This is a genomic window from Nonomuraea sp. GTA35, assembly GCF_041950525.1.
Lineage (GTDB): Bacteria > Actinomycetota > Actinomycetes > Streptosporangiales > Streptosporangiaceae > Nonomuraea.
The window spans coordinates 67,807-89,425 of record NZ_JBGNUV010000023.1 but is presented as its reverse complement, the minus strand read 5'-3'; the positions used below and the strand labels follow the sequence as shown (position 1 = coordinate 89,425).

Annotated in this window: 20 protein-coding genes; 15 read left to right on the top strand and 5 right to left on the bottom strand. The window is 72.3% G+C overall.

Going from position 1 to position 21,619, the window contains the following annotated elements; genetic code table 11:
• The first annotated feature begins 36 nt into the window (after nt 1–36).
• The 4 genes from fdh to ACBJ32_RS54785 all read left to right on the top strand — a co-directional run bounded on the left by fdh (nt 37) and on the right by ACBJ32_RS54785 (nt 5,751).
• Nucleotides 37–3,264: a formate dehydrogenase gene (fdh, locus tag ACBJ32_RS54800; RefSeq protein ID WP_375133616.1), complete on the top strand. Its 3,228-nt coding sequence runs from the start codon at nt 37–39 to the stop codon at nt 3,262–3,264.
• On the top strand, nt 3,264–4,082 hold the full coding sequence (locus ACBJ32_RS54795) for a 4Fe-4S dicluster domain-containing protein (protein ID WP_375133615.1): 819 nt from the start codon (nt 3,264–3,266) through the stop codon (nt 4,080–4,082). Before fdh ends, ACBJ32_RS54795 begins: the two co-directional genes overlap by 1 nt.
• Nucleotides 4,079–5,080 carry an NrfD/PsrC family molybdoenzyme membrane anchor subunit gene (nrfD, locus tag ACBJ32_RS54790; RefSeq protein WP_375133614.1) on the top strand — a complete coding sequence of 334 codons (1,002 nt, stop codon included), beginning with the start codon at nt 4,079–4,081 and terminating at the stop codon, nt 5,078–5,080. Before ACBJ32_RS54795 ends, nrfD begins: the two co-directional genes overlap by 4 nt.
• 134 nt (nt 5,081–5,214) lie before the next feature.
• Nucleotides 5,215–5,751 (top strand): NUDIX hydrolase family protein, encoded by a 537-nt coding sequence (locus ACBJ32_RS54785; protein WP_357876025.1) that lies wholly within the window; start codon nt 5,215–5,217, stop codon nt 5,749–5,751.
• Between the two features lie 40 nt (nt 5,752–5,791).
• Here the strand turns inward: ACBJ32_RS54785 and ACBJ32_RS54780 are convergent, their stop codons facing one another.
• The gene (locus ACBJ32_RS54780; RefSeq protein WP_357876026.1) at nt 5,792–6,310 is read right to left on the bottom strand and encodes a peptidoglycan recognition family protein; all 519 of its coding nucleotides are present in this window, start codon (nt 6,308–6,310) and stop codon (nt 5,792–5,794) included.
• Nucleotides 6,311–6,470: 160 nt separating this feature from the next.
• Between ACBJ32_RS54780 and ACBJ32_RS54775 the strand changes: the two genes are divergently transcribed.
• The gene (locus tag ACBJ32_RS54775; protein ID WP_375133613.1) at nt 6,471–6,593 is read left to right on the top strand and encodes a hypothetical protein; all 123 of its coding nucleotides are present in this window, start codon (nt 6,471–6,473) and stop codon (nt 6,591–6,593) included.
• An 11-nt stretch (nt 6,594–6,604) separates the two neighbouring features.
• On the opposite strand, the gene ACBJ32_RS54770 is transcribed toward ACBJ32_RS54775, so the two are convergent.
• Both ACBJ32_RS54770 and ACBJ32_RS54765 read right to left on the bottom strand, forming a co-directional pair.
• The gene (locus tag ACBJ32_RS54770) at nt 6,605–8,257 is read right to left on the bottom strand and encodes an arylsulfatase (RefSeq protein WP_375133612.1); all 1,653 of its coding nucleotides are present in this window, start codon (nt 8,255–8,257) and stop codon (nt 6,605–6,607) included.
• A gap of 91 nt (nt 8,258–8,348) precedes the next feature.
• Nucleotides 8,349–9,242: a sulfotransferase gene (locus tag ACBJ32_RS54765; RefSeq protein WP_375133611.1), complete on the bottom strand. Its 894-nt coding sequence runs from the start codon at nt 9,240–9,242 to the stop codon at nt 8,349–8,351.
• Between the two features lie 184 nt (nt 9,243–9,426).
• Here ACBJ32_RS54765 and ACBJ32_RS54760 point away from each other — a divergent pair, with 184 nt between their 5' ends.
• Nucleotides 9,427–10,269, top strand: a complete 843-nt coding sequence (locus ACBJ32_RS54760) for a hypothetical protein (protein WP_375133610.1) — start codon at nt 9,427–9,429, stop codon at nt 10,267–10,269.
• Here the strand turns inward: ACBJ32_RS54760 and ACBJ32_RS54755 are convergent.
• Nucleotides 10,266–11,147 (bottom strand): MurR/RpiR family transcriptional regulator, encoded by an 882-nt coding sequence (locus ACBJ32_RS54755; protein ID WP_375133609.1) that lies wholly within the window; start codon nt 11,145–11,147, stop codon nt 10,266–10,268. The genes ACBJ32_RS54760 and ACBJ32_RS54755 overlap by 4 nt on opposite strands.
• Before the next feature lie 80 nt (nt 11,148–11,227).
• Here ACBJ32_RS54755 and ACBJ32_RS54750 point away from each other — a divergent pair, with 80 nt between their 5' ends.
• The 9 genes from ACBJ32_RS54750 (at nt 11,228) to ACBJ32_RS54710 (ending at nt 20,684) form a co-directional block, all read left to right on the top strand.
• The gene (locus tag ACBJ32_RS54750; RefSeq protein ID WP_375133608.1) at nt 11,228–12,775 is read left to right on the top strand and encodes an ABC transporter substrate-binding protein; all 1,548 of its coding nucleotides are present in this window, start codon (nt 11,228–11,230) and stop codon (nt 12,773–12,775) included.
• The gene (locus ACBJ32_RS54745; RefSeq protein WP_375133607.1) at nt 12,772–13,737 is read left to right on the top strand and encodes an ABC transporter permease; all 966 of its coding nucleotides are present in this window, start codon (nt 12,772–12,774) and stop codon (nt 13,735–13,737) included. The genes ACBJ32_RS54750 and ACBJ32_RS54745 overlap by 4 nt, the downstream gene beginning before the upstream one ends.
• A complete protein-coding gene (locus tag ACBJ32_RS54740) occupies nt 13,734–14,552 on the top strand; it encodes an ABC transporter permease (RefSeq protein WP_357876042.1) in 819 nt (272 codons plus the stop codon). The genes ACBJ32_RS54745 and ACBJ32_RS54740 overlap by 4 nt, the downstream gene beginning before the upstream one ends.
• Nucleotides 14,549–15,448 carry an N-acetylmuramic acid 6-phosphate etherase gene (gene murQ / locus ACBJ32_RS54735; RefSeq protein WP_375133606.1) on the top strand — a complete coding sequence of 300 codons (900 nt, stop codon included), beginning with the start codon at nt 14,549–14,551 and terminating at the stop codon, nt 15,446–15,448. Before ACBJ32_RS54740 ends, murQ begins: the two co-directional genes overlap by 4 nt.
• The gene (locus tag ACBJ32_RS54730) at nt 15,445–16,605 is read left to right on the top strand and encodes an anhydro-N-acetylmuramic acid kinase (protein WP_375133605.1); all 1,161 of its coding nucleotides are present in this window, start codon (nt 15,445–15,447) and stop codon (nt 16,603–16,605) included. The genes murQ and ACBJ32_RS54730 overlap by 4 nt, the downstream gene beginning before the upstream one ends.
• Nucleotides 16,602–17,627, top strand: a complete 1,026-nt coding sequence (locus ACBJ32_RS54725) for a serine hydrolase domain-containing protein (protein WP_375133604.1) — start codon at nt 16,602–16,604, stop codon at nt 17,625–17,627. Before ACBJ32_RS54730 ends, ACBJ32_RS54725 begins: the two co-directional genes overlap by 4 nt.
• Nucleotides 17,624–19,216, top strand: a complete 1,593-nt coding sequence (locus ACBJ32_RS54720) for an ABC transporter ATP-binding protein (protein WP_375133603.1) — start codon at nt 17,624–17,626, stop codon at nt 19,214–19,216. The genes ACBJ32_RS54725 and ACBJ32_RS54720 overlap by 4 nt, the downstream gene beginning before the upstream one ends.
• A 4-nt stretch (nt 19,217–19,220) precedes the next feature.
• Nucleotides 19,221–19,952: a carbon-nitrogen hydrolase family protein gene (locus ACBJ32_RS54715; RefSeq protein WP_357876052.1), complete on the top strand. Its 732-nt coding sequence runs from the start codon at nt 19,221–19,223 to the stop codon at nt 19,950–19,952.
• Between the two features lie 75 nt (nt 19,953–20,027).
• Nucleotides 20,028–20,684 (top strand): sensor domain-containing protein, encoded by a 657-nt coding sequence (locus ACBJ32_RS54710; RefSeq protein WP_375133602.1) that lies wholly within the window; start codon nt 20,028–20,030, stop codon nt 20,682–20,684.
• 121 nt (nt 20,685–20,805) lie between these two features.
• Here ACBJ32_RS54710 and ACBJ32_RS54705 read toward each other — a convergent pair whose 3' ends face one another.
• Nucleotides 20,806–21,615, bottom strand: coding sequence for an SDR family NAD(P)-dependent oxidoreductase (locus ACBJ32_RS54705; protein ID WP_375133601.1), 810 nt, complete (start codon nt 21,613–21,615; stop codon nt 20,806–20,808).
• Nucleotides 21,616–21,619 lie beyond the last annotated feature (4 nt).

Here is a 21,619-nt window from a genome sequence, read left to right as displayed (position 1 = left end):
AGGGCAGGACTCGGGCCGGGGGCATCGGGGGGTGTCATGGAGTTCGGGTGGCCGCTGCTGCGGCAGCTCACGGGGGCGGACCGGACGGCGCGGGGCCCGGCGGCGAGATCGGCGAAGACGGCCGGGCTGCGGGCGCGTACGGCCACGGCCGACCGGGTGGTGAAGTCGGTGTGCCCGTACTGCGCGGTGGGCTGCGCCCAGAACGTGTTCGTGCGGGACGGGAAGGTCGTCCAGATCGAGGGTGACCCCGACTCCCCCATCAGCCGCGGCCGGCTGTGCCCGAAGGGCGCGGCCAGCCTCCAGCTCACCACCGACTCCCGCCGCCAGTACCAGGCGCTCCACCGGCCGCCGGGCGCGGCCGACTGGCAGGAGATCGACCTGGCCACGGCGATGGACATGATCGCCGACCGGATCATCGCGACCCGGCGCGAGACGTGGGAGCAGGAGCGGGACGGCCTGCGCACCGCCAGGACCATGGGCATCGCCAGCCTGGGCGGCGCCACGCTGGACAACGAGGAGAACTACCTCATCAAGAAGCTGCTGACGGCGCTCGGCGTGGTGCAGATCGAGAACCAGGCCCGCGTCTGCCACAGCTCGACCGTGGTGGGGCTGGGCACGTCGTTCGGGCGGGGCGGCGCGACCACGTTCATGCAGGACCTCCAGCACGCCGACTGCGTGATCATCGAGGGCTCCAACTTCGCCGAGGCGCATCCCGTGGGCTTCCAGTGGGTGATGGAGGCCAAGGCGCGCGGCGCGGTGGTCATCCACGTGGATCCGCGCTTCACCCGTACGAGCGCGCTGGCCGACCTGCACGTGCCCATCCGGGCCGGCTCCGACGTGGCCTTCCTCGGCGCGATCATCAACCACGTGCTGGAGAACGAGCTGTACTTCCACGAGTACGTGGTCAACTACACCAACGCGGCCACGATCCTGCGCGAGGACTACCGCGACGCCGAGGACCTGGACGGCCTGTTCTCCGGCTTCGACGCCGAGGGCCGCTCGTACGACGTGGACTCCTGGCAGTACGAGGGCATGACGACGGTCGCCGCCTCGGGCGAGCGGGACCAGGAGTACCGGAAGCGGACGGGCGGCTCCCCGCCCGGCCGCTCCGAGGTGCAGGGCGGCACCGGGGCGCCGCTGGACGGCCAGGCGCACCGGGACGAGACGCTGCGCCATCCGCGCTGCGTGCTGCAGGTGCTGCGCCGCCACTACGCCCGCTACACGCCGGAGATGGTCGAGCGGGTGTGCGGGGTGCCGCGGCACCTGTTCGAGGAGGTGTGCCGCCACCTGACGGAGAACTCGGGACCGGACAGGACGGCCGAGTTCGTCTACGCGGTCGGCTGGACCCAGCACAGTGACGGCTCCCAGTTCATCCGGGCGGCCTGCATCCTGCAACTGCTGCTGGGCAACATCGGCCGGCCCGGCGGCGGGATCCAGGCGCTGCGCGGCCATGCCAGCATCCAGGGCTCCAGCGACATCCCGACGCTGTTCAACCTGCTGCCCGGCTACATCCCGATGCCGCACGCGCACGAGAACGAGCGGCTGCGCGACTTCCTGCAGGGCGACGCGCCGCACCAGGGCTTCTGGGCCAACATGCCCGCCTACCTGATCAGCCTGCTCAAGGCGTGGTGGGGCGATTCCGCGCAGCCGGACAACGACTACCGGTTCGGCTGGCTGCCGCGCCTGACAGGCTCGCACAGCACGTACGACACGGTGCTGGCGCAGCTCGACGGCACCTGCAAGGGCTACCTGCTGCTCGGCGAGAACCCGGCGGTCGGCTCGGCCAACGCGAGGATGCAGCGGCTGGGCATGGCCAACCTCGACTGGCTGGTCGTGCGCGACCTCAACCTGATCGAGAGCGCCACCTGGTGGAAGGACGGCCCGGAGATCGAGACCGGCGAGCTGAGGACCGCCGACATCCGTACCGAGGTGTTCTTCCTGCCCGCGGCCTGCCACACCGAGAAGGACGGCAGCTTCACCAACACCAACCGGCTGCTGCAGTGGCACCACCGGGCCGTCGAGCCGCAGGGCGACGCCCGCAGCGACCTGTGGTTCATGTACCACCTGGGCCGCATCGTCCGCGAGAAGCTGGCCGGCTCGCGGGACCCGATCGACGCGCCCGTGCTCGACCTGACGTGGGACTACCCGGTGAGCGGCGAGACGGCCGAGCCGTCGGCGGAGGCGGTGCTGGCCGAGATCAACGGCTGGGACGCCGGCGGCCGGCCCCTGTCCGGCTACGCGGAGCTGAAGGACGACGGCTCCACGGCCTGCGGCTGCTGGATCTACTGCGGCGTCCGCAAGGACGGCGTCAACCAGGCCGCCCGCCGCAAGCCCGCCGCCGAGCAGGACTGGATAGCCGCCGAGTGGGCGTGGGCGTGGCCGGCGAACCGGCGCATCCTCTACAACCGCGCCTCGGCCAGGCCCGACGGCAGCCCGTGGAGCGAGCGCAAGCGGCTGGTCTGGTGGGACGCCGAGGCGGGCACGTGGACGGGGCACGACGTGCCCGACTTCGAGGCCGGCAAGAGCCCCGGCTACCGGCCGCCGCCCGACGCCTCGGGGGTGGCGGCGCTGTCGGGGATCGACCCGTTCATCATGCAGGCCGACGGCAAGGGCTGGCTGTTCGCGCCCGCAGGGGTGGTGGACGGGCCGCTGCCCACGCACTACGAGCCGCAGGACTCGCCGGTGGCCAACCCGCTGTACGGGCGGCAGCGCAACCCGGCGCGCAAGCTCTACCCGCACGAGCACAACCGGTACCAGCCGAGCGGGGACGAGCCGGGGGCGTCGGTCTACCCGTACGTGGTGACGACGTACCGGCTGACCGAGCACTTCACGGCGGGCGGCATGAGCCGGTTCACGCCGTACCTGGCGGAGCTGCAGCCGGAGATGTTCTGCGAGGTCTCGCCCGCGCTGGCGGCCGAGCGGGGGCTGGTGCACGGCGACTGGGCGACGATCGTCACCGCGCGCAACGCCATCGAGGCCAGGGTGCTGGTCACCGACCGCATCCCGTCGCTGCACCTCGACGGGCGCACGCTGCACCAGATCGGGCTGCCGTTCCACTTCGGCCCGAACGGGCTGGCCAAGGGTGATGCGGCCAACGAGCTGTCGTCGATCTCGCTGGACCCGAACTCGCACATCCAGGAGGTCAAGGCCCTGTCGGCGGACATCCGCCCGGGCCGGCGGCCGCGCGGCCCGGCGCTGCCCGAGCTGGTGCGGGCCTACCAGCGGCGCGCCGGCGTGAGCGCCGACACCGGAATGGAGGCGTGATGGCCTTCGACCTGGACGAGCGGCTCGGCGACAGCGGCCGGGTGGGGTTCTTCACCGACACCAGCATCTGCATCGGCTGCAAGGCGTGCGAGGTGGCGTGCAAGGAGTGGAACCACGTCCCCGACGACGGCCTGACCTTCACCGGCTGGTCGTACGACAACACGATGAAGCTGAGCGCCGACACCTGGCGGCACGTGGCGTTCGTCGAGCAGCGGCGGCCCCTGGGCCACCAGGAGCCCGGGGTGGGCGAGCTGGACTTCCGCTGGCTGATGGCCTCCGACGTGTGCAAGCACTGCACGCACGCGGCCTGCCTGGACGTGTGCCCGACGGGGTCGCTGTTCCGCACCGAGTACGGAACGGTCGTGGTGCAGGAGGACATCTGCAACGGCTGCGGCTACTGCGTGCCCGCGTGCCCGTTCGGGGTGATCGGCAAGCGGGAGACCAGCGGCACGGCGGCCAAGTGCACGATGTGCTACGACCGGCTGGGCGCCGGCGAGGAGCCGGCCTGCGCCAAGACGTGCCCGACCGACTCCATCCAGTTCGGCGACCTGGACGAGCTGCGCGAGCGGGCCGAGCGGCGGCTGGAGCAGGTGCGCGCGGCCGGGGTGGGCTCCGCCCGCCTGTACGGGCACGACCCGGACGACGGCGTGGGCGGGATGGGCGCGTTCTTCCTGCTGCTGGACGAGCCCGAGGTGTACGGCCTGCCGCCCGATCCGGTGGCGACGACCAGGGACCTGCCGTCGATGTGGCGGCACGTGGGGGTGGCGGCGGTGGCCCTGCTCGCCGGGGTGGCGGCGACGGCGTGGAGGCGGCGATGAGCCAGACCGATGTGCGGATGGACGGCTCGCCGGAGCTGCGCGGCGAGCGCCAGGCCACGCCGGGCTCGGCGGGCCGCAGGCGCGAGCGGCTCATGGTGCCCAAGGCCACCTTCGACTCCTACTACGGGCGGCCGGTGCTGAACGAGCCGACCTGGCAGGCGCCCGACATCGCCGGTTACCTGTTCCTGGGCGGCCTGGCGGGCGCGTCGTCCACGCTGGCCGCCGCCGCCGAGCTGACCGGCCGCCCGCGCCTGGCCAGGGCGGCCAAGGTGGGGGCGCTGGGCGCGCTGGGCGGCTCGCTCTACGCGCTCATCCACGACCTGGGCCGCCCCGAGCGCTTCGTGAACATGTTGCGGGTGTTCAAGGTGACCTCGCCGATGAGCGTCGGCACGTGGATCCTCAGCGTGTACGGCCCGCACGCCGGCGCCGCCGCGGCCACCGACGTCACCGGGCTGTTCCCCGGCCTCGGCCGCGCCGCCACCGTGGGTGCCGGGATCGTGGGCCCCGCGGTGGCCACGTACACGGCGGCGCTGATCTGCGACACCGCCGTGCCGGTCTGGCACGAGGCGTACCGGGAGATGCCGTTCCTGTTCGCCGGGTCGGCGGCGGCGTCGGCGGGCGGGCTCGGCATGCTGGCCGCGCCGCTGTCGGAGGCGGGCCCGGCGCGGCGGGCGGCGCTGCTGGGCGCGGCGGTGGAGGTGGCGGCGGCGGCCCGGATGGAGCGGCGGCTGGGGCCGCTGGCCGAGCCGCTCAAGCGCAGCAGGCTGCTGCGGCTCGGCGAGGCACTGTCGCTGGCCGGCGCGCTGGCCGGGGCGAGCGTGGGCCGGCGCAGCAGGGTCGCGGCCGTCGCGGCGGGCGCCGCTCTGCTGGCCGGGTCGGCCTGCACCAGGTTCGGGATCTTCCGGGCCGGCATGGAGTCGGCCAACGACCCCAAGCACACCGTCCAGCCGCAGCGCAGGCGGCTGGCACAGGCGAGAGCGGAGCGTGACCTGACATGAAGCGCAAGATCGTGGAGTATCTGCCGTTCGTCGGCATCGTGCTGTTCATCTGCACGGCGTCCTGGGTGGCCGGGCGCACGCCTCCTGACCGGTCTCTGGCCCACCGCTGACCTCTCGCGCCGTACGATCAGCAGATGACCGAAAAGACCGAAACCACGCCTGCTTGGCTCGCACCGGAAGAACTGGAATCGGTGCGGGGCCGGATGCCGATCCTCTACATCGACGCCGTGCCGGTGCGCGTCGATGACACCGGCGTGGTCACCCGCGTCGGCCTGCTGCTTCGCATGTTGCCGGACGGCACGGTCAGCCGGGCGCTGGTCTCGGGGCGGGTGCTCCACCACGAGCGGATCCGCGACGCGCTGCTGCGGCACCTGGAGAAGGACCTCGGGCCCGTGGCGCTGCCCCGCATCCCGATCTCCCCGCAGCCGTTCACCGTCGCCGAGTACTTCCCCACGCCCGGCGTCACGCCTTACCACGATCCGCGCCAGCATGCCGTCTCGCTGGCCTACATCGTGCCCGTCGCGGGTGACTGCCGGCCCCGGCAGGACGCGCTCGACCTGGTGTGGTTCACGCCGGAGGAGGCGGCCTCGCCGATGGTGCAGGAGGAGATGGCCGGCGGGCAGGGTGTGCTGCTGAAGCAGGCCCTGGCGCACGTCGGCTGCCTGCCCTGAGCCGCCGGTCCTTGAGCGCGGGCCGGCGCCCGCGCCGGGGTCAGGGGCGTTCGGCGCCGTCGCGGAGCCAGCGGTAGAGGGGGTCGCCGGGGCAGGAGGTGTCGTAGCCGTCGCGGTGGCCCTTGACCTCGCGGCCCGCGTCGCCGTGCTCGCGGAGGTACTCGATGGCGTCGACCAGGGCGTTGAGCAGGTCGTCGTTCGGCTCCGTCAGCCCCGAGCTGCCGACCAGGGCGAGCACCGCGTAATGGCCGGAGTTGAGGCCCGCGCCGTTGGCGGCCGGCAGGGCGTGGGGGCCGCGGCCCATGAACGTGCGCCGGTGGGGGCAGCACACCATGTTGTAGCCCAGGTCGATGTACTTCTCGCCGCGGCCCCCCGACATGTGCATGCGCTGGATGTCCTGGACCAGGTCGACGCAGCGGTCGTGGTTGCCGGAGTCGGCGAGGTCGGCGGGCACCTTCCCGCCCGTGTAGTGGATCTTGATGCCCTGGGTGGCGGACAGCCGGACGTAGTCGCTGGTCGGCTTCTTGGCGTGCCACTCCGCACGGGTGACCAGATTCATGTGTTCCTCTCCTCGCAGGAATGTCCTCGCTATCAGAGTGTCAACTTTCGGTAGCGATGTCATCACTCTTCGTCACTAGAGTGAGGTGCCGTCGTGGTGAGGGTTCCATGCGGGGCTTCGGTTAACGCCGGGGAAACAGGGGGCCGGGAACGCTCGGAGCATGTTCCGCCGGGTGTTGCGATATTTCCTGATCCTGACCGCCGTGACCACCGCCGTGGCCGCCGACGGCTCGGCGACCGGACACAGCGCGCCGTGGCCGGTCGCCTGGCAGGGCAGGGCGTGATCAGCCGGTGATCACTGGCTGGTCAGCGTGATCGGTGCCTCCACGTCCCGGTGGGCCCGGCGGAAGACGTGCGAGCGGCCGCTCGCCCGGAAGCCGGCCCGTGCCGTGATCCGCCCGGTGGACGGCGCGGGGAAGCCGACCGAGATGGCCATCCCAGGGTCCACGCGGGCGACCGTGTGCGCCCGCGCCTTGCGTTTGCCGTCGAGGCCGAGCTCGACCTGGGTCCAAGGCACGGCGGAGCCGTTGTGCAGGGTGACCACGACCTGCCCGCCGGTGAGCTCGGTGCGCAGCCCGTACGGCAGGCGCGGGTCCTCCCCGATCGAGCTGTCGAGCAGCTCCATCAGTTCCTGGGTGATCTGGGGCCTGGCGGCGGCGAGGTCGCGGCGCTCCCCCGGGTCCTTGGTCAGGTCGTACAGCTCGATGCGGCCCTCGGGCCCGGCGCCGGCGATGTTCGGATCGAACCTGACCAGCTTCCACCGGCCCCGGCGAATGGCCTGGGCCTTGCGCGGCCGGTTCCAGACGAGGTGGGTGTGCCTGGGCGCGCCCTCGCCGGTGAGCAGGCCGCGGAAGGACAGGCCGTCGAGGTTGGCGGGGACGGGCGTGTCCGCCAGGTCGGCCAGCGTCGGCAGGATGTCCCAGGACGCCACGGGCTGCCGCTCCACCCGCGGGCGCAGCCCCGGCGACCAGGCGATCAGCGGCACGCGGATGCCGCCCTCGTACACGTCGCGCTTGTCGGCCCGGTAGGGGCCGTTGGAGTCGAACAGCCAGGGCGTGACGCCCTTCTCCCTGTGCGGCCCGTTGTCGCTGGTGAACAGCACGAGGGTGTCCTTGGCCAGGCCCGCGTCACGCAGGGACCTGATCAGCGCGGCGACGTCGGTGTCGAGCCTGGCCACCTGGGCGGCGTGGCGGCGGTTCGGACCGCTCCACGGCTTGTCCTCGTACTCGCCGGCGTCGCCGGGGATGACGCTCGGCGAGTGCGGCAGCGTGCTGGCGAAGTAGAGCAGGAACGGCTGGTCACCGCCGGCGTTGATGAACTCGACGGCCCGCTGCCTGAACAGGTGCGGCGCGTACTGACTGCCGTCGAGCTGCACCTTCTGCCCGTTGTGCCAGAGGTACTTGGGGTAGTACTGGTGCGCGTGCCTGTGGCCGATGTAGCCGAAGAACTCGTCGAACCCGCGCATGTTCGGGTGCGAGGCCTGGCCGGGCTCCTCGGGGCCGAAGCCCCACTTGCCGATGCAGGCGGTGCGGTAGCCGGACAGTTGCAGCACCTCGGCGAAGGTGAGGTCCGCGTCGGTGAGCGAGTGCTGCGGCCCGCCCTCCGGGTTCTCCCGCACGGTGCTGTGTCCGGCGTGCAGGCCGGTGAGCAGCGAGCAGCGCGACGGCGCGCAGAGCGGCGCCCCCGCGTACGCGGCCTTGAACTGCACGCCCTCGGCCGCCAGCCGGTCCAGGTTCGGGGTGTGGATCATGCGCTGCCCGTTGCTGCCTATCTCCCCCCAGCCCAGGTCGTCGGCCAGGATGAGCAGGATGTTCGGCCGCCTGGGCAGGCTGCCACGACGTGCGGGGGCCTCGGCCTGCGCGGGCAGTGCGGTCGACACCGCCGCGGGCAGGGCGAGGCCGGCGAAGGTACCGGCGAGTAAAGCTCGGCGCGAAGGCCCGTTGATCACGAACGGCAACATATCGGAGCCTTGGGCGAATGGCGGGCAAATCGCAGGCGAACTCTGTCACAGAGTGGCAACCGATGCGGTGAGCCGCCTGTCAGGCGAGATATTCCCATGTCCGGCAGATGTCGTGCAGCTCAACGGGGATCTCGTCGGGGGTCGGCAGGGGCCGGCCGGCGACGACGGTGCCACTGCGGATCTTGTCGCGCCAGTCGCCGATGCCCTTGACGAAGCCACCGTGGTCCTTCTTGCCGTACTCCAGCATGACGGGCTCGAACTCCACGCCCAGGAACAGGCAGATCCGGCGGAGCTGGCCCTCGGGGTCGGCGGTCAGCTCCTCGTACCGCACGGTCAGCCCCTCCAGGTGGGTACGGGCCTCCTCCAGGTACTTCATGTAGTTGAGCGTGCGCGGCACGGCCTCGCTCATGGGCCGCTTGACCGGGTCGGCCTCGTGCCAGGACTGCACGATCGACATCGGGTGGCGCAGCAGGAAGATGAAGCGCGCGTCCGGCCAGCAGGTGGCGATGCGCCGCCAGACGAAGACGTTGCTGGGCGTCTTCTCGCACATGATCGTCTTGCCGCTGCGGGTCAGCTCGCGGTGCAGCAGCCGGTCCCACACCAGGTGCTCGATGTCGCTGTGGGTGTGGCCGAGCAGCTCCATGGCCTGGCGTACGGGGTCGGTGCCCAGACCCACCGTCACCCGCCTGAAGTGCGTCTCGATCGGCGAGTGGATCCGGGAGTGGCTGTTGAGCATGACGCGCAGCAGCGTGGAGCCGGACCGTACGGACGACAGCAGGAAGGCCGGCTCGCGCAGCAGCCGGTCGTGCGCGGGATCGGCGGGCGGGCGGACCTTGTCACCCGGCAGCCGCTGCAACTCCAGCGGAACCTTGGGCGGGGGCGGCGGTTTGGGCGGCTCCTTCCGTAGTTTGCGCGACAGCGTGTATCCCGTCAGGCCCTCAAGGGTGGCGTTGGCCCGGTACCTCCAGTTCATGGGGCTACAAGGTAGGGCCGCCCAGTGAACCGCAGGTGAATCCGGCCTGTGAAGATGTTGCGAGGAAGACAGATCATCCGTGCACAAAGACGCAGAGCAGAACAAAGTTCCGGTCCACCATGGAGCAGTCAAAGTTTCAATCTCTCCATGAGGAGGCGTCATGTACACGCTCAAGCGTCGAGCCATGCACCTTTCGTTACTCGGCGGCCTCGCCATCGGCGCGCTCGCCGCGCTCCCCTCGCTCCCCGCGACCGGTCACGCGGCGGCGGCGGGCACCTCGTCCGCCTCGGTACGGGCGGTCAGCGGCGGCCTGCTCCAGCTCGACTACACCGGCTCGGCCGACGCCAACAGGGTCCTGATCACGCTGGAGACGGGCACCAATGTGCTGCGGATCAGCGACTCGGTGAACATCACGCCCGGCGCCGGCTGCGTCTCGGCCCCCGGCGACCTCACCACCGTACGCTGCTCGGCCGGCATCACGCGGATCCTCGCCCGGCTCGGCGAGGGCGCCGACAGGTTCACCTCGCTCGTCCCGCTGCAGGGCTACGTCGAGGGCGACGGCGGCAACGACGTCTTCCGCCCCGGCCAGTCCAAGGGCACCGTGGGCGCGGCGACCAGCCGGATCCTGTACTCCGGCGGCCCCGGCGAGGACACCGCCGACTACCAGGGCGTGCCGGCCACCGGCCCGAACGGGAACGACGGCGTCCGCGTCAGCCTGGACTTCCGTCACAACGACGGGCGCGAGGCCGACGGCACCCGCCCCGCCGACGAGGACAACGTCCAGGCCGAGAACGTCGTCGGCGGCTCCTTCGGCGACACGCTCACCGGCGACGACCTGAACAACAAGCTCACCGGCGGCAACGGCGTGGACACGCTGTCCGCGGGCCGCGGCAACGACGTGATCGACCTGCGGGACGGCACCGGCGACCTGCGGTCCTCCTGCGGCGAGGGCACCGACGTGGCCGTCGTGGACGCCGGGGCGCGCGACAACGTGAACCTCGACTGCGAGACGGTCCAGCGCCCCTAGGGCCGCTTGACCCGCCGGTCGTGCACCACCGCGTACGTGTTGCGCAGCGCCTCCATCGACGCGTCGTAGGAGGCCTGCGCGACCCCGGTGAACAGGCAGTCCACCACCATGAGCTGGGCGATGCGGCTGCCCAGCGCGCCGGAGCGGAACCTGGTCTCCCGCGCCGCCGTCGTGAGCGTCACGTCGGCGGCGCGGGCCAGCGGCGACTCGCGGAAGTTCGTGATCGCCACGGTCGCGGCCCCGGTCTTGCGCGCGATGGCGAGGAACTCGACGGTGTCCACGGTGGCGCCGCTGTGCGAGACGGCCACCGCCACGCAGCCGGGGTCGAGCGTGGCCGCCGAGGTCCACGCCGAGTGGGAGTCGTGCCAGTTGATCGCGGTGCGGCCGATGCGTGACAGCTTCTGCTGCAGGTCGAGCCCGACCAGCGCGCTCGCCCCCACGCCGAAGGTGTCGATCCGGCGCGCGGCCAGCAGCCGGGCCACCGCCTCGCCCAGCGCCTCCATGTCCAGCATGCGGGCCGTGTCGGCGATGGAGAGCGTCTCGTTCATCGCGACCTTGGAGACGATGCCCTCCAGGCTGTCGTTCCTGTCGATGTCGCCCGACACCTCCGGCAGGCTGGCGGCGGCCAGTTCCTCCCTGGCCACGGCCCTGGTCAGGTCGATGCGGAAATGTTTGTAGTGGGCGTAGCCCATGCGCTGGTAGAAGCGCACCACGGAGGTCGTCGAGGTCTCGCAGCGGGCGGCCAGCTCGGCGATGGACAGGTTGGCGGCGCTCCCCGGGTCGCCGGCGAACAGCTCGGCGATGCGCCGCTCCGACGGCCGCAGGGCGGGCACGGCCGCGCGGATGCGGATCAGCAGCGTCTCGGCGTCCTCGGTCATCGTCACCCCGTCGCTGGAAAGAAAATACCCCGGTGGTAGGGTCTGCGTAATTTTATGACCTACTGCCCGAAGGAGACCACATGCCCCGTGGCGCCTTCTCCGCGGCCGGCCTCGCCGCCGCGTTGTCCCTCGCCCTCACCGCCTGTTCGTCCTCCTCCGGGCCAGCCCCCAGCAGCAAGCCGGCCGGTCAGGGGGGCGGCACGCTGGTGGTCGGCGTGACCTCCGACCCCGACACGCTCTTCCCCTGGAAGGCCACCCAGTTCACGGCCGTCAACGTGCTGCAGAACCTGTACGGCACGCTCACCGAGTTCGACAAGGACCTGAACGTGGTCCCCGGCCTCGCCGAGTCCTGGGAGCCCTCGGACGACGGCAAGAAGCTGACGCTCAAGCTCCGGCAGGGCGTCACGTTCGCCGACGGCAGCGCGTTCGACTCCAAGGACGTCAAGTTCTCCCTCGACAAGATCATGGACGAGAAGACGGCGGCCGTCGCCCGGGCGTCGCTGGCGTCGGTGAAGTCCGTCGAGGCCCCCGACGCGAGCACGGTGGTGCTGGAGCTGACCGGCCCCGACGCCGCGCTGCCCGCCAACCTCGCCACGGTCAACATGGCCATGCTCTCCTCCGACGACACCGAGGAGAAGCTGAACGCCACGCCCAACGGCACGGGACCGTTCACGCTGGGCAAGCGGGTGGCCAGCCAGTCGATCACACTCACCAGGAACGACAAGTACTGGGGCGCGGAGAAGCCGAAGTCCGCCTCCGTCGAGTTCCGGGTGATCCCCGACGAGTCGTCCATCGTGTCGGCCATGCAGTCGGGCAACGTGCAGCTCGCGGTCTTCAACGACCCGCTCGTCGCGCAGACCGCCGAGGGCGGCGGCACGATCACCGTGGCCAAGACCCCGCAGCTCAACTACCACGTGCTCCAGCTCAACGCGCAGCGCGGCGAGCTCAAGGACGTCAACGTGCGCCTGGCGATGCAGTGCGCGATCGACCGCAAGCAGGTGCTCGACACCGCCGCGCTCGGCGAGGGCGAGGTGACCGGGCCGATCACCGCCCCGGCGTTCAAGTCGGACCCGAACAGGCGCCCCTGCCCGAACCGCGACCTGGCCAAGGCCGCCGAGTACCTCGGCAAGGCCGGCAAGTCCGGCGGCGTGACGGTCAAGACGATCGTGTCCCAGGGCGAGTACGCCACCTCCGTCAACGAGGCCCAGAACCTCAAGGCCCAGCTCGCCGAGGCGAAGATCAACCTGGAGCTGGAGGTGCTGGAGTCGGGCGCGTTCGTGGACCGCTGGGTGGCGGCCGACTTCGACGCGGCCGTCGCGCTCAACGGCGGGCGGCCCGACCCGGACGGCTCCTACGGCCGCTACTTCACCAGCAAGGGCAACCTGAACAAGGTCGCCGGCTACAGCTCCCCCGAGCTGGACGAGCTGTTCGCGCAGGGCAAGGCGACGACCGACCAGGCCGCGCGCAAGGCGATCTACGACAAGGCCGGCGAGCACCTGGAGGCCAACGCCGCCTGGATCTGGCTGTTCTCGGGCTACACCTACACCGCGACGACGGCGAACGTGACCGGCTTCGTGCCGATGGCCAGCGGTTCGCTGCAGTACCTGCGGACCACCTCCGTCGGATGAGGCTGCTGCGCAACCGGCCGCTGCGGCGCGTGGCGGAGACGGTCGGCATCCTGTTCGGGGTGGCCGTGGTCGTCTTCGTCATGCTGCGCGCCCTGCCCGGCGACCAGATCACGGCCGGGCTGGGCACGGAGGCCGCCGCGCTCACCCCGGCCCAGCGGCAGGCCCTCGAGCAGTACTACGGGCTGGACCAGCCGCTGGTCACGCAGTTCTTCTCGTGGCTGGGCAACATGTTCACCGGCAACTTCGGCTACTCGGCCCGCTCCCAGCAGAGCGTGCTGGAGCTGACCCTGCACGCGCTGCCGGTGACGTTCGAGCTGGCCGTGCTGTCGATCGTGCTGGCGCTGCTGATCGGGGTGCCGCTCGGCATGCTGGCCGCCTCCCGGACGAACTCCGCCAGGGACGCCGCCGGCCAGGTCGTGAGCCTGGCGGGGCTGTCGATCCCGGCGTTCCTGCTGGCCACGACGCTGCTGTCGATCTTCGCGGCGTCGTTCGGGTTCAACCCCAACGGGCAGGGCTTCGCCACGCTCGTCGAGGACCCGCTGCTCAACCTGCAGCAGATGCTGCTGCCCGCGCTGGTGCTGGGCTTCGGCATCGCGGCGCCGATCCTGCGCACCACCCGCACCGCCGTCCTGGAGGTGCGCTCGAACGACTTCGTGCGCACCGCCCGCGCCAAGGGCGTGCCGGAGCGGCGGCTCCAGGCGCGGCACGTGCTGGGCAACGCGCTCGTGCCGATCGTGACCATGACCGGGCTGCAGTTCGGCTACCTGCTGGGCGGGGCGGTCGTGGTCGAGCAGATCTTCTCCGTGCCCGGCATCGGGCGGCAGGTGCTGCTGGGCATCCAGCAGAAGGAGTACGCGGTGGTGCAGAGCACGGTGCTCGTGATCGCGCTGGCGTTCGTGCTGGTCAACCTGCTGACCGACCTGCTCTACCGGGTGATCGACCCGCGGGTGAGGGCGTCATGAGGCGCAGTCCAGCGGCGGTGACGGGCATCGTGATCCTGGGGCTGCTGGCGGTCGTGGCGGTGCTGTCGTACCTGGGGCTGCTGCCGTACGACCCGATCGCGCAACATCCGCCGTCCCGGTTCCAGGCGCCGTCGGGCGAGCACCTGTTCGGCACCGACCAGTTCGGGCGGGACGTGTTCTCCCGCGTGGCCTCCGGGGTCGGCAACTCGGCGCTGATCGCGGTGGTCGCGGTGGCGTTCGCGACCGTGGTCGGCACGCTCGGCGGGCTGGTGTCCGGCTTCTACCGCGGCCTGGCCGACGGCGCGATCGGCGGGGTGACGAACGTGCTGTTCGCGTTCCCGCCGCTGCTGCTGGCGCTGTCGCTGGCCTCGGTGCTGGACCGCAACTGGTTCACGATCGCGGTGGCCATCGCCATCGTGTACGTGCCGATCTTCATCCGCGTCACGCGCGGCCCGGTGCTCTCGCTCAGGGAGATCGAGTACGTGAAGGCGGCCGTCTCCACCGGCCAGAGCCGCTGGCAGATCATGCTCCGCCACGTGCTGCCGAACATCACCTCGATCATCGTCGTCCAGGTGGCGCTGTCGCTGTCGTGGGCGGTGCTGACCGAGGCGTCGCTGAGCTTCCTGGGCCTGGGCACCCCGCCGCCGGCGCCGTCGCTCGGCTCGATGATCTTCGAGGCGCGCAGCCTGGTGTTCATCGCGCCGTGGACGCTGATCGCGCCAGGCGTGGTCGTCGTGCTGCTGGTGGTGGGGCTGAACCTGCTCGGCGACGGCCTGCGTGACACTCTCGACCCCCGGAACCGAGGTAGCCGGTGAATCTCTCAGAACTGACCACGGAGTCGGCCGATCCGCGCTTCGCCGGCATCGACACGATGAGCGTGGGCGACCTGGCCGCGACCATGAACGCGGCAGACGCCACGGTGCCCGCCGCCGTCGCCGCGGCGCTGCCGAGCATCACGGCGGCGATCGAGGCCACGGCCGCGCGCATGGAGGCCGGCGGCCGGCTCGTCTACGTGGGCGCGGGCACGCCGGGACGGCTGGGCGTGCTGGACGCCTCCGAGTGCCCCCCGACGTTCTCCACGCCGCCCGAGCAGGTCTTCGCGATCATCGCGGGCGGCGAGAGCGCGATCGTCTCCCCCTGCGAGGGGGCCGAGGACGACGAGGAGGCCGGGGCCGCCGCGGTGGACGCCGCCCGGATCGGTCCGCTGGACACCGTGGTGGGCGTGGCCTCCAGCGGGCGCACCCCGTACGTGCTGGCCGCCGTGCGGCGGGCGCGCGAGCTCGGCGCGCTGACCGTGGGGCTGTCGTGCAACGCGGGCACGCCGCTCAGCGCGGCGGCCGAGCACGCCGTCGAGGTGCTGGTCGGGCCCGAGGTGATCAGCGGCTCCACCCGGCTCAAGGCGGGCACGGCGCAGAAGCTGGTGCTCAACATGTTCTCGACGATCGTGATGGTGCGGCTGGGCAAGACGTACGGCAACCTCATGGTCGATGTGAAGGCCAGCAACGGCAAGCTGCGCGAGCGGGCCGTGCGCATGGTGCGGACGATCACCGGGAGCGGGCGCGAGGAGGCGCTGGCGGCCCTGGACGCGAACGGGTTCAACGTCAAGCAGGCGGTCGTGGCCGCCCGCTTCGAGCTGTCGCCGCAGGACGCGGAGGCCCGGCTGGCCGCGGCCGGCGGGCGGCTGCGCGCGGCTCTGGGGGAGCTGTCATGAAAGTTCTCGGGATGATCTCCGGCACCTCGCACGACGGGATCGACGTCGCCGTGGTGGACTTCGAGCTGGTCGGGAGCGTGCTCGAAGGCCGGGTCCTGCACACGGCGAGCACGCCGTACCCGGCGGAGCTGCGGGCGCGGCTGATCGCGGCGATGCCGCCCGCGCCGACGACGCTGGCGGAGGTGTGCGAGCTCGACACGCTCATCGGGCAGAGCTTCGCCGGTTCCGCCGCCGTGGCGATCGAGGCGGGCGGGCCCGTCGACCTGGTCGTCTCGCACGGGCAGACCGTCTACCACTGGGTGGAGGGCGCGCACGCGCTCGGCACCCTGCAGATCGGGCAGCCCGCCTGGATCGCCGAGCGGACCGGCGCGCCCGTGCTGTCCGACGTGCGGATCAGGGACATCACGGCCGGCGGGCACGGGGCGCCGCTGGTGTCCGTGCTGGACGGGCTGCTGCTCGGCGCGTACGAGGGCGGGGCCGGGGCGCTCAACCTGGGCGGCATCGCGAACATGACCGTGGTGCGCGGCGACACCCTGTACGCCTACGACATCGGGCCCGCCAACGCCCTGATCGACGCCGTGGTGACGAGCCGCGGGCTGCATCCGCGCGGGTTCGACGAGGACGGGCGGATCGCCGCGTCCGGGCGGGTCCACGAGCGGCTGCTGGAGGTGCTGCTGGACGAGCCGTACTACCGGCTGGCCGCGCCCAAGAGCACGGGCAAGGAGCTGTTCCACCTGGCGTACGTGGAGTCCGCCCTGGCCAGGGCCGGGGTGACGGTCGGGGACGCGGACCTGGTGGCGACGCTGACCGAGCTGACCGTACGCACCGTCGCGCACGACGTGCGGGCCGCCGCGGTCGGCGCGCTGGTCGTCTCGGGCGGCGGATGCCGCAACCCCGTCGTCATGGAGGGGCTGCGGGCCGCGCTGCCCGGCGTGAGCGTGTCGCCGTCCGACGACTTCGGCGCGCCCGCCGACGACAAGGAGGCGATCGCGTTCGCGCTGATCGGCTGGCTCACCGCGCACGGCCTGCCCGGCACGGTGCCCGGCGGGACGGGGGCCGCGAGCGCCCGCATCCTGGGCACGCTGACCCCGGGCGCCGGGCCGCTCGTCCTGCCCGCGCCGGTCACCACCCCGCCACGAGCCCTGAGGCTGGCATGAACGCGCCACCCGGCCTGATCATGGCGGCCCGCACCCCCTGGTTCGACCTCGACGAGTGCGCCGGCCACCGGACCGTGCCCGGGGAGGGCGGCGGGGCGGCGCCGATGACCATGGACACCTACCACGACCTCGCCTCGGTGACCAAGGTCGTGGCCACCACCACGATGCTCATCCGCCTGGTGTCCGACCGGCTGGTGGACCTGGACGCGCCGCTGAGCGCGTACCTGCCGAAGTCGTACGAGGCGATCACCGTGCGGGACCTGCTGCTGCACCGCGGCGGCCTGTGGGAGTGGTGGCCGCTCTACATCCAGCCGCAGCTCCCCCCGCCCCGCTACCGCCCCGGCCGCGCCCGCCACTACTCCGACCTCGGTTTCATCCTGCTGGGCAGGATCGTCGCGCAGGTGACGGGGCTGCGCCTGGACCGGGCGCTGGCCGAGCTGGTCACCCGGCCGCTGGGCCTGACCTCGACCACCTACGCCCGCCCGGCGGGCTCGGAGGTGGCCATGAGCGCCCTGGACGACCGGGTCGAGATGACCATGCTCGACACCGGCCGCCCGTACCCGGTGCCCTACCGCAGCGGCGACTTCGCCCGCTGGCGCACCGAGCCGGTGCTCGGGGAGGTCGCCGACGGCAACGCCTACCACGCCCTCGACGGCGTCGCGGGGCACGCGGGCCTGTTCTCGACGGTGCCCGACCTGCTGAAGTACGGCCTGGCCCTGTCCAGGTACGAGGAGTACGACCACCTGTGGCGGCCGGAGGTCGTCCGCGAGTTCCTCTCCCCCGGCCCCGACCAGGAGCAGGCGCTGGGCTTCCGCAGGTACGCGCTGGAGCTGCCCGGCGAGACCGTCACCGTCCTCGGCCACCCCGGCCACGTGGGCTGCGCGGTCGGGTTCGTGCCGGGCCGCGACATCGCGCTGGCGCTGGCGAGCAACCGCCTGCTCGTCGAGGGCACGCCCACGCCCACCGACGACCTCTGGACCGCCCTGCTGCAGGACATCGCACACCGATCGGGGACCGCATGAGCCCGCTCCTGGAGATCCGCGACCTCTCGGTCGCCTTCCGCACCCGCAAGCGGGACGTCACCGTCGTCAGGAACGTCTCGATGGAGATCCAGCCGGGCCAGACGGTCGCCGTGGTGGGCGAGTCGGGCTCCGGCAAGTCGACCACGGCCGCCGCGGTCAACCGGCTGCTGCCCGACAACGGCCGCATCACCGGCGGGCAGGTGCTGTTCGAGGGCCGCGACCTGGCCAGGGCGAGCCGGCGCGAGATGACCGCGATCCGCGGCGCCGGCATCGGGCTGGTGCCGCAGGACCCCATGTCGAACCTCAACCCGCTCATGCGCATCGGCGACCAGATCGCCGAGGCGCTGGAGGTGCACGGCGTGGCCACGGGCAGGGCGGCGCGGGCCCGCGTGGTCGAGCTGCTGGACATGGTGGGCATCCCCGACCCGGAGCAGCGCATCGGGCAGTACCCGCACGAGTTCTCCGGCGGCATGCGGCAGCGGGCGCTGATCGCCATGGGGCTCGCCTGCCGGCCCAGGCTGCTCATCGCCGACGAGCCGACCTCGGCCCTGGACGTGACCGTGCAGCGGCGCATCCTCGACCAGCTCGGGCAGCTCACCGCCGAGATGGGCACGGCCGTCTTCCTCATCACGCACGACCTGGCGCTGGCGGCCGAGCGGGCGGACGTGGTGGCCGTCATGTACCAGGGCGAGATCGTCGAGACCGGCCCGGCGGCCGGGATCCTGTCCGACCCGGCGCACGAGTACACCAGGCGGCTGCTGCGTGCCGTGCCGAGCCTGTCGTCCGTACGCGTCAGCGAGCCTCCCCGGCAGGAGCCCGATCTGGTCGTGGTGGAGGGGCTGCGCAAGGTGTTCCCGATCAGGGGCACCGGGGAGGAGTTCACGGCGGTGGACGGGGTGTCGTTCGCCGTCCCGCGCGGCCGTACCGTCTCGATCGTGGGCGAGTCCGGCTCGGGCAAGTCGACGACCGCGAACCTGCTGCTCGGCCTGGACGCGCCGACCGCGGGCGGCATTCGCTTCGACGGCACGGACCTGACCGCGCTGGGCAGGAAGGACCTGTTCGCCTTCCGCCGCCGGGTCCAGCCCGTCTTCCAGAACCCGTACGCCTCGCTCGACCCCCGCTACACGGTGGAGAAGTCGATCACCGAGCCGCTGCGCGTGCACCGCGTCGGCACCGCGGCCGAGCGCCGGAAGGCGGCGGCCGAGCTGCTGGAGAAGGTGGCGCTGCCCGCGTCGCTGGCCGGGCGGCTGCCGCACGAGCTGTCCGGCGGACAGCGCCAGCGGGTGGCCATCGCCCGCGCCCTGGCCCTGTCGCCGGAGCTGGTCGTGCTCGACGAGGCCGTCTCCGCGCTGGACGTGCTGGTGCAGGCGCAGATCCTGGAGCTGCTCGCCGAGCTGCAGCGGGAGCTGGGGCTCAGCTACCTGTTCATCAGCCACGACCTGGCCGTCGTCCGGATGATCTCGCACGCGGTGCACGTCATGCGCGGCGGCCGGATCGTGGAGAGCGGCACCGCGCAGGAGATCTTCGACCATCCCTCCGACGACTACACCCGGGAGTTGCTCGCCGCCATCCCCGGCCGGTCACAGTAGAGATGTGAAGATCCTCCTGGTTCAACCCCCGCACTGGTCCCCCGACGGTCACGCGAACTTCGACGCCGTCGAGGAGCTGCTCGGCTCCTCCTCCGGGGATGTGATGCTGCTGCCCGAGCTGGCGGGCTCCAGCCTGCCCCGCGCCGACTACCTGGCCAGGGTCCGGGCGCTGGCCGAGGGCTCGGGCATGACGGTCGTCGGGGGCTCGCACTACGACGGGCCCGTCAACCGGGGCGCGGTGTTCGACGGGCGGGGCACGTTACTGCTGGAGTACGACAAGGTGCATCCGTACGGGCTGGAGCTGCGCTCCGGCGTGCGCCCCGGCCGGCCGAGCGCGGGCTTCGAGCTGGACGGCCGCCGCCTGCACGTGCTGCTCTGCGCCGACCTGTGGTACTCGGCCGGCCTGGCCGGGCACGACGGGCTCGACGCCGTGCTCGTGCCCGCCTTCTCCGTCACCCGCTGGGACGGCCCCGCCCCGGCCCGGGAGCTGTGGCAGCACATGAGCGTGGCGCGGGCGTACGAGTTCATGACGTACGTGGCGGTCAGCGACTGGCACCACGAGACCACCTACCACGGCCACCCCTGCGCCGGGGTCACCGGCTTCGCCAACCCCTGCCCGCGGACGCCCGCGGGCTTCTTCACCGGCCCGCCGGACGCCCCCGTCTCGCTGCACGAGCTGGACTTCGACCGCCTGGACGCCTTCCGCCGCGACCGCGACGATCGCGGCTTCCGGTAGTAGGGCTGCCCCTACCATCCCTTGGGCCGCGCGCAGGATCGAGCGGGCGAGGGCCCGGCCCGTAGCGTCGTCCCCATGACAACCCTCCGGCACCGCCTCGCCACCGACACCCGTTACACCCTGCTCGGCCTGCCGATGGCCGTCCTGCACTTCGCCGTCGTCGTGGCCGGGATCTCGGCCGGGCTGGGCACCGCGGTCGTGTTCGTCGGCCTGCCGATCCTGGCCGCCACCGCCGCCGCGGCCAGGAACCTGGCCGACTTCGAGCGGTTCGCGCTGCCCGGCGTGCTCGGCCGCCCCGTGGCCCGCCCGCCGTACCGGCCCGCGCCGGCCTGGGCGGGCTGGTTCCGCCGCACGATGAACCCGCTGGCCGGCGGGCAGGCCGTGCTCGACCTGCTGTACGGCATCCTCGCCTTCCCGATCTCGCTGGCCGCCTCCGTCGTCGCCGCCGTCTGGTGGATCGGCACGCTGGCCGGCCTGACCTTCCCCCTGTACGGCTGGATCATCGCCGCCATCCCCGGCGTGGACCGGAGCCTGCCCGAGCTGCTCGGCCTGGGCGGCGGCGACACGACGTTCGTCGTCTTCAACACCGCGATCGGCGTGCTGTTCGCGCTGACGCTGGTCCCGGTGGTGCGCGGCGCGGCCCTGGTCAAGGCGAGCCTGGCCCAGGCCATGCTCACCCGGGCCCCGCTGGCCGCCCCCGCGCGGGTGCCGGCCGGCGTGACCGTGGGCTGAGCGCAGGGCGTCCGCCGGCGTGACGGTGGGCTGAGCGCAGGGCGTCCGCCGGCGTGAGCGAGCCGGCCGACGCCCCCCGCATCGCCGCCGAGCCCGGTCGCCGGCCGCCGCAGGAGCCGGGTCAGCGAGCCACGCTGGGCGTGAGCTCGTCCGCCACCTGGCGGGTGACGCGCCGGCCCAGGAGGGCCACGAGCTTGCGGGGCCGGCGCGGCATCAGGTGGGCCATCGCGAAGTTGCCGCGGCCGGGCACCACGTAGCCGCGGTCGCGGTCGAAGGCCCGCAGGGCGGCCGTGACGACGGACTCCGGGGTGGCGGGCGTGGCGCCGATGGCGGCCTTCCTGGTGCCGATCCGGTCGAAGAAGGCCGTCTCGACCGGGCCGGGCGTGACGGCGAGGACCTTCACGCCGCTGCCGCGCAGCTCGCTCCAGAGGGCCAGGCTGAAGTTGAGCACGAACGTCTTGGACGCGGCGTACGTCGCGAAGTACGGCGCCACGTTGAACCCGGCCGTGGAGCCCACGTTGATCACGCCACCGGAGCCGCGGCGGAGCATCGACGGCAGGAACGCGTGCGTCAGCCCCACCAGCGACACGACGTTGACCATGAGCTCGTCGTGCTCGCGCTCGGCGGCGATCCGGTCGAAGTGGCCCGCCGTGCCGAAGCCGGCGTTGTTGACGAGCAGGTCGACGGTGAGACCGCGGGCGGCGCTCTCCTCGGCGACCCGGGAGGCGGCGTCGGGCGCGGACAGGTCCTGGACGATGACCTCCGCGCGGACGTCGTGGTGGCGGCGCAGCTCGTCCGCCAGCGCTTCGAGGGCCGGCGCGGACCTGGCGACCAGCGCGAGGTCGTGCCCGCGGGCGGCGAGGCTGCGGGCGAACGCGGCGCCGAGGCCGGAGGACGCGCCGGTGACGAGAGCGGTTCCCTTGGTTGTCATGAGC

Coding starts and splice junctions, on each gene's coding strand:
- fdh (WP_375133616.1), top strand. CDS start 37: ATGGAGTTCGGGTGGCCGCTGCTGCGGCAGCTCACGGGGGCGGACCGG.
- ACBJ32_RS54795 (WP_375133615.1), top strand. CDS start 3,264: ATGGCCTTCGACCTGGACGAGCGGCTCGGCGACAGCGGCCGGGTGGGG.
- nrfD (WP_375133614.1), top strand. CDS start 4,079: ATGAGCCAGACCGATGTGCGGATGGACGGCTCGCCGGAGCTGCGCGGC.
- ACBJ32_RS54785 (WP_357876025.1), top strand. CDS start 5,215: ATGACCGAAAAGACCGAAACCACGCCTGCTTGGCTCGCACCGGAAGAA.
- ACBJ32_RS54780 (WP_357876026.1), bottom strand. CDS start 6,310: ATGAATCTGGTCACCCGTGCGGAGTGGCACGCCAAGAAGCCGACCAGC.
- ACBJ32_RS54775 (WP_375133613.1), top strand. CDS start 6,471: ATGTTCCGCCGGGTGTTGCGATATTTCCTGATCCTGACCGCCGTGACC.
- ACBJ32_RS54765 (WP_375133611.1), bottom strand. CDS start 9,242: ATGAACTGGAGGTACCGGGCCAACGCCACCCTTGAGGGCCTGACGGGA.
- ACBJ32_RS54760 (WP_375133610.1), top strand. CDS start 9,427: ATGCACCTTTCGTTACTCGGCGGCCTCGCCATCGGCGCGCTCGCCGCG.
- ACBJ32_RS54755 (WP_375133609.1), bottom strand. CDS start 11,147: ATGACCGAGGACGCCGAGACGCTGCTGATCCGCATCCGCGCGGCCGTG.
- ACBJ32_RS54750 (WP_375133608.1), top strand. CDS start 11,228: ATGCCCCGTGGCGCCTTCTCCGCGGCCGGCCTCGCCGCCGCGTTGTCC.
- ACBJ32_RS54745 (WP_375133607.1), top strand. CDS start 12,772: ATGAGGCTGCTGCGCAACCGGCCGCTGCGGCGCGTGGCGGAGACGGTC.
- ACBJ32_RS54740 (WP_357876042.1), top strand. CDS start 13,734: ATGAGGCGCAGTCCAGCGGCGGTGACGGGCATCGTGATCCTGGGGCTG.
- ACBJ32_RS54730 (WP_375133605.1), top strand. CDS start 15,445: ATGAAAGTTCTCGGGATGATCTCCGGCACCTCGCACGACGGGATCGAC.
- ACBJ32_RS54725 (WP_375133604.1), top strand. CDS start 16,602: ATGAACGCGCCACCCGGCCTGATCATGGCGGCCCGCACCCCCTGGTTC.
- ACBJ32_RS54720 (WP_375133603.1), top strand. CDS start 17,624: ATGAGCCCGCTCCTGGAGATCCGCGACCTCTCGGTCGCCTTCCGCACC.
- ACBJ32_RS54710 (WP_375133602.1), top strand. CDS start 20,028: ATGACAACCCTCCGGCACCGCCTCGCCACCGACACCCGTTACACCCTG.
- ACBJ32_RS54705 (WP_375133601.1), bottom strand. CDS start 21,615: ATGACAACCAAGGGAACCGCTCTCGTCACCGGCGCGTCCTCCGGCCTC.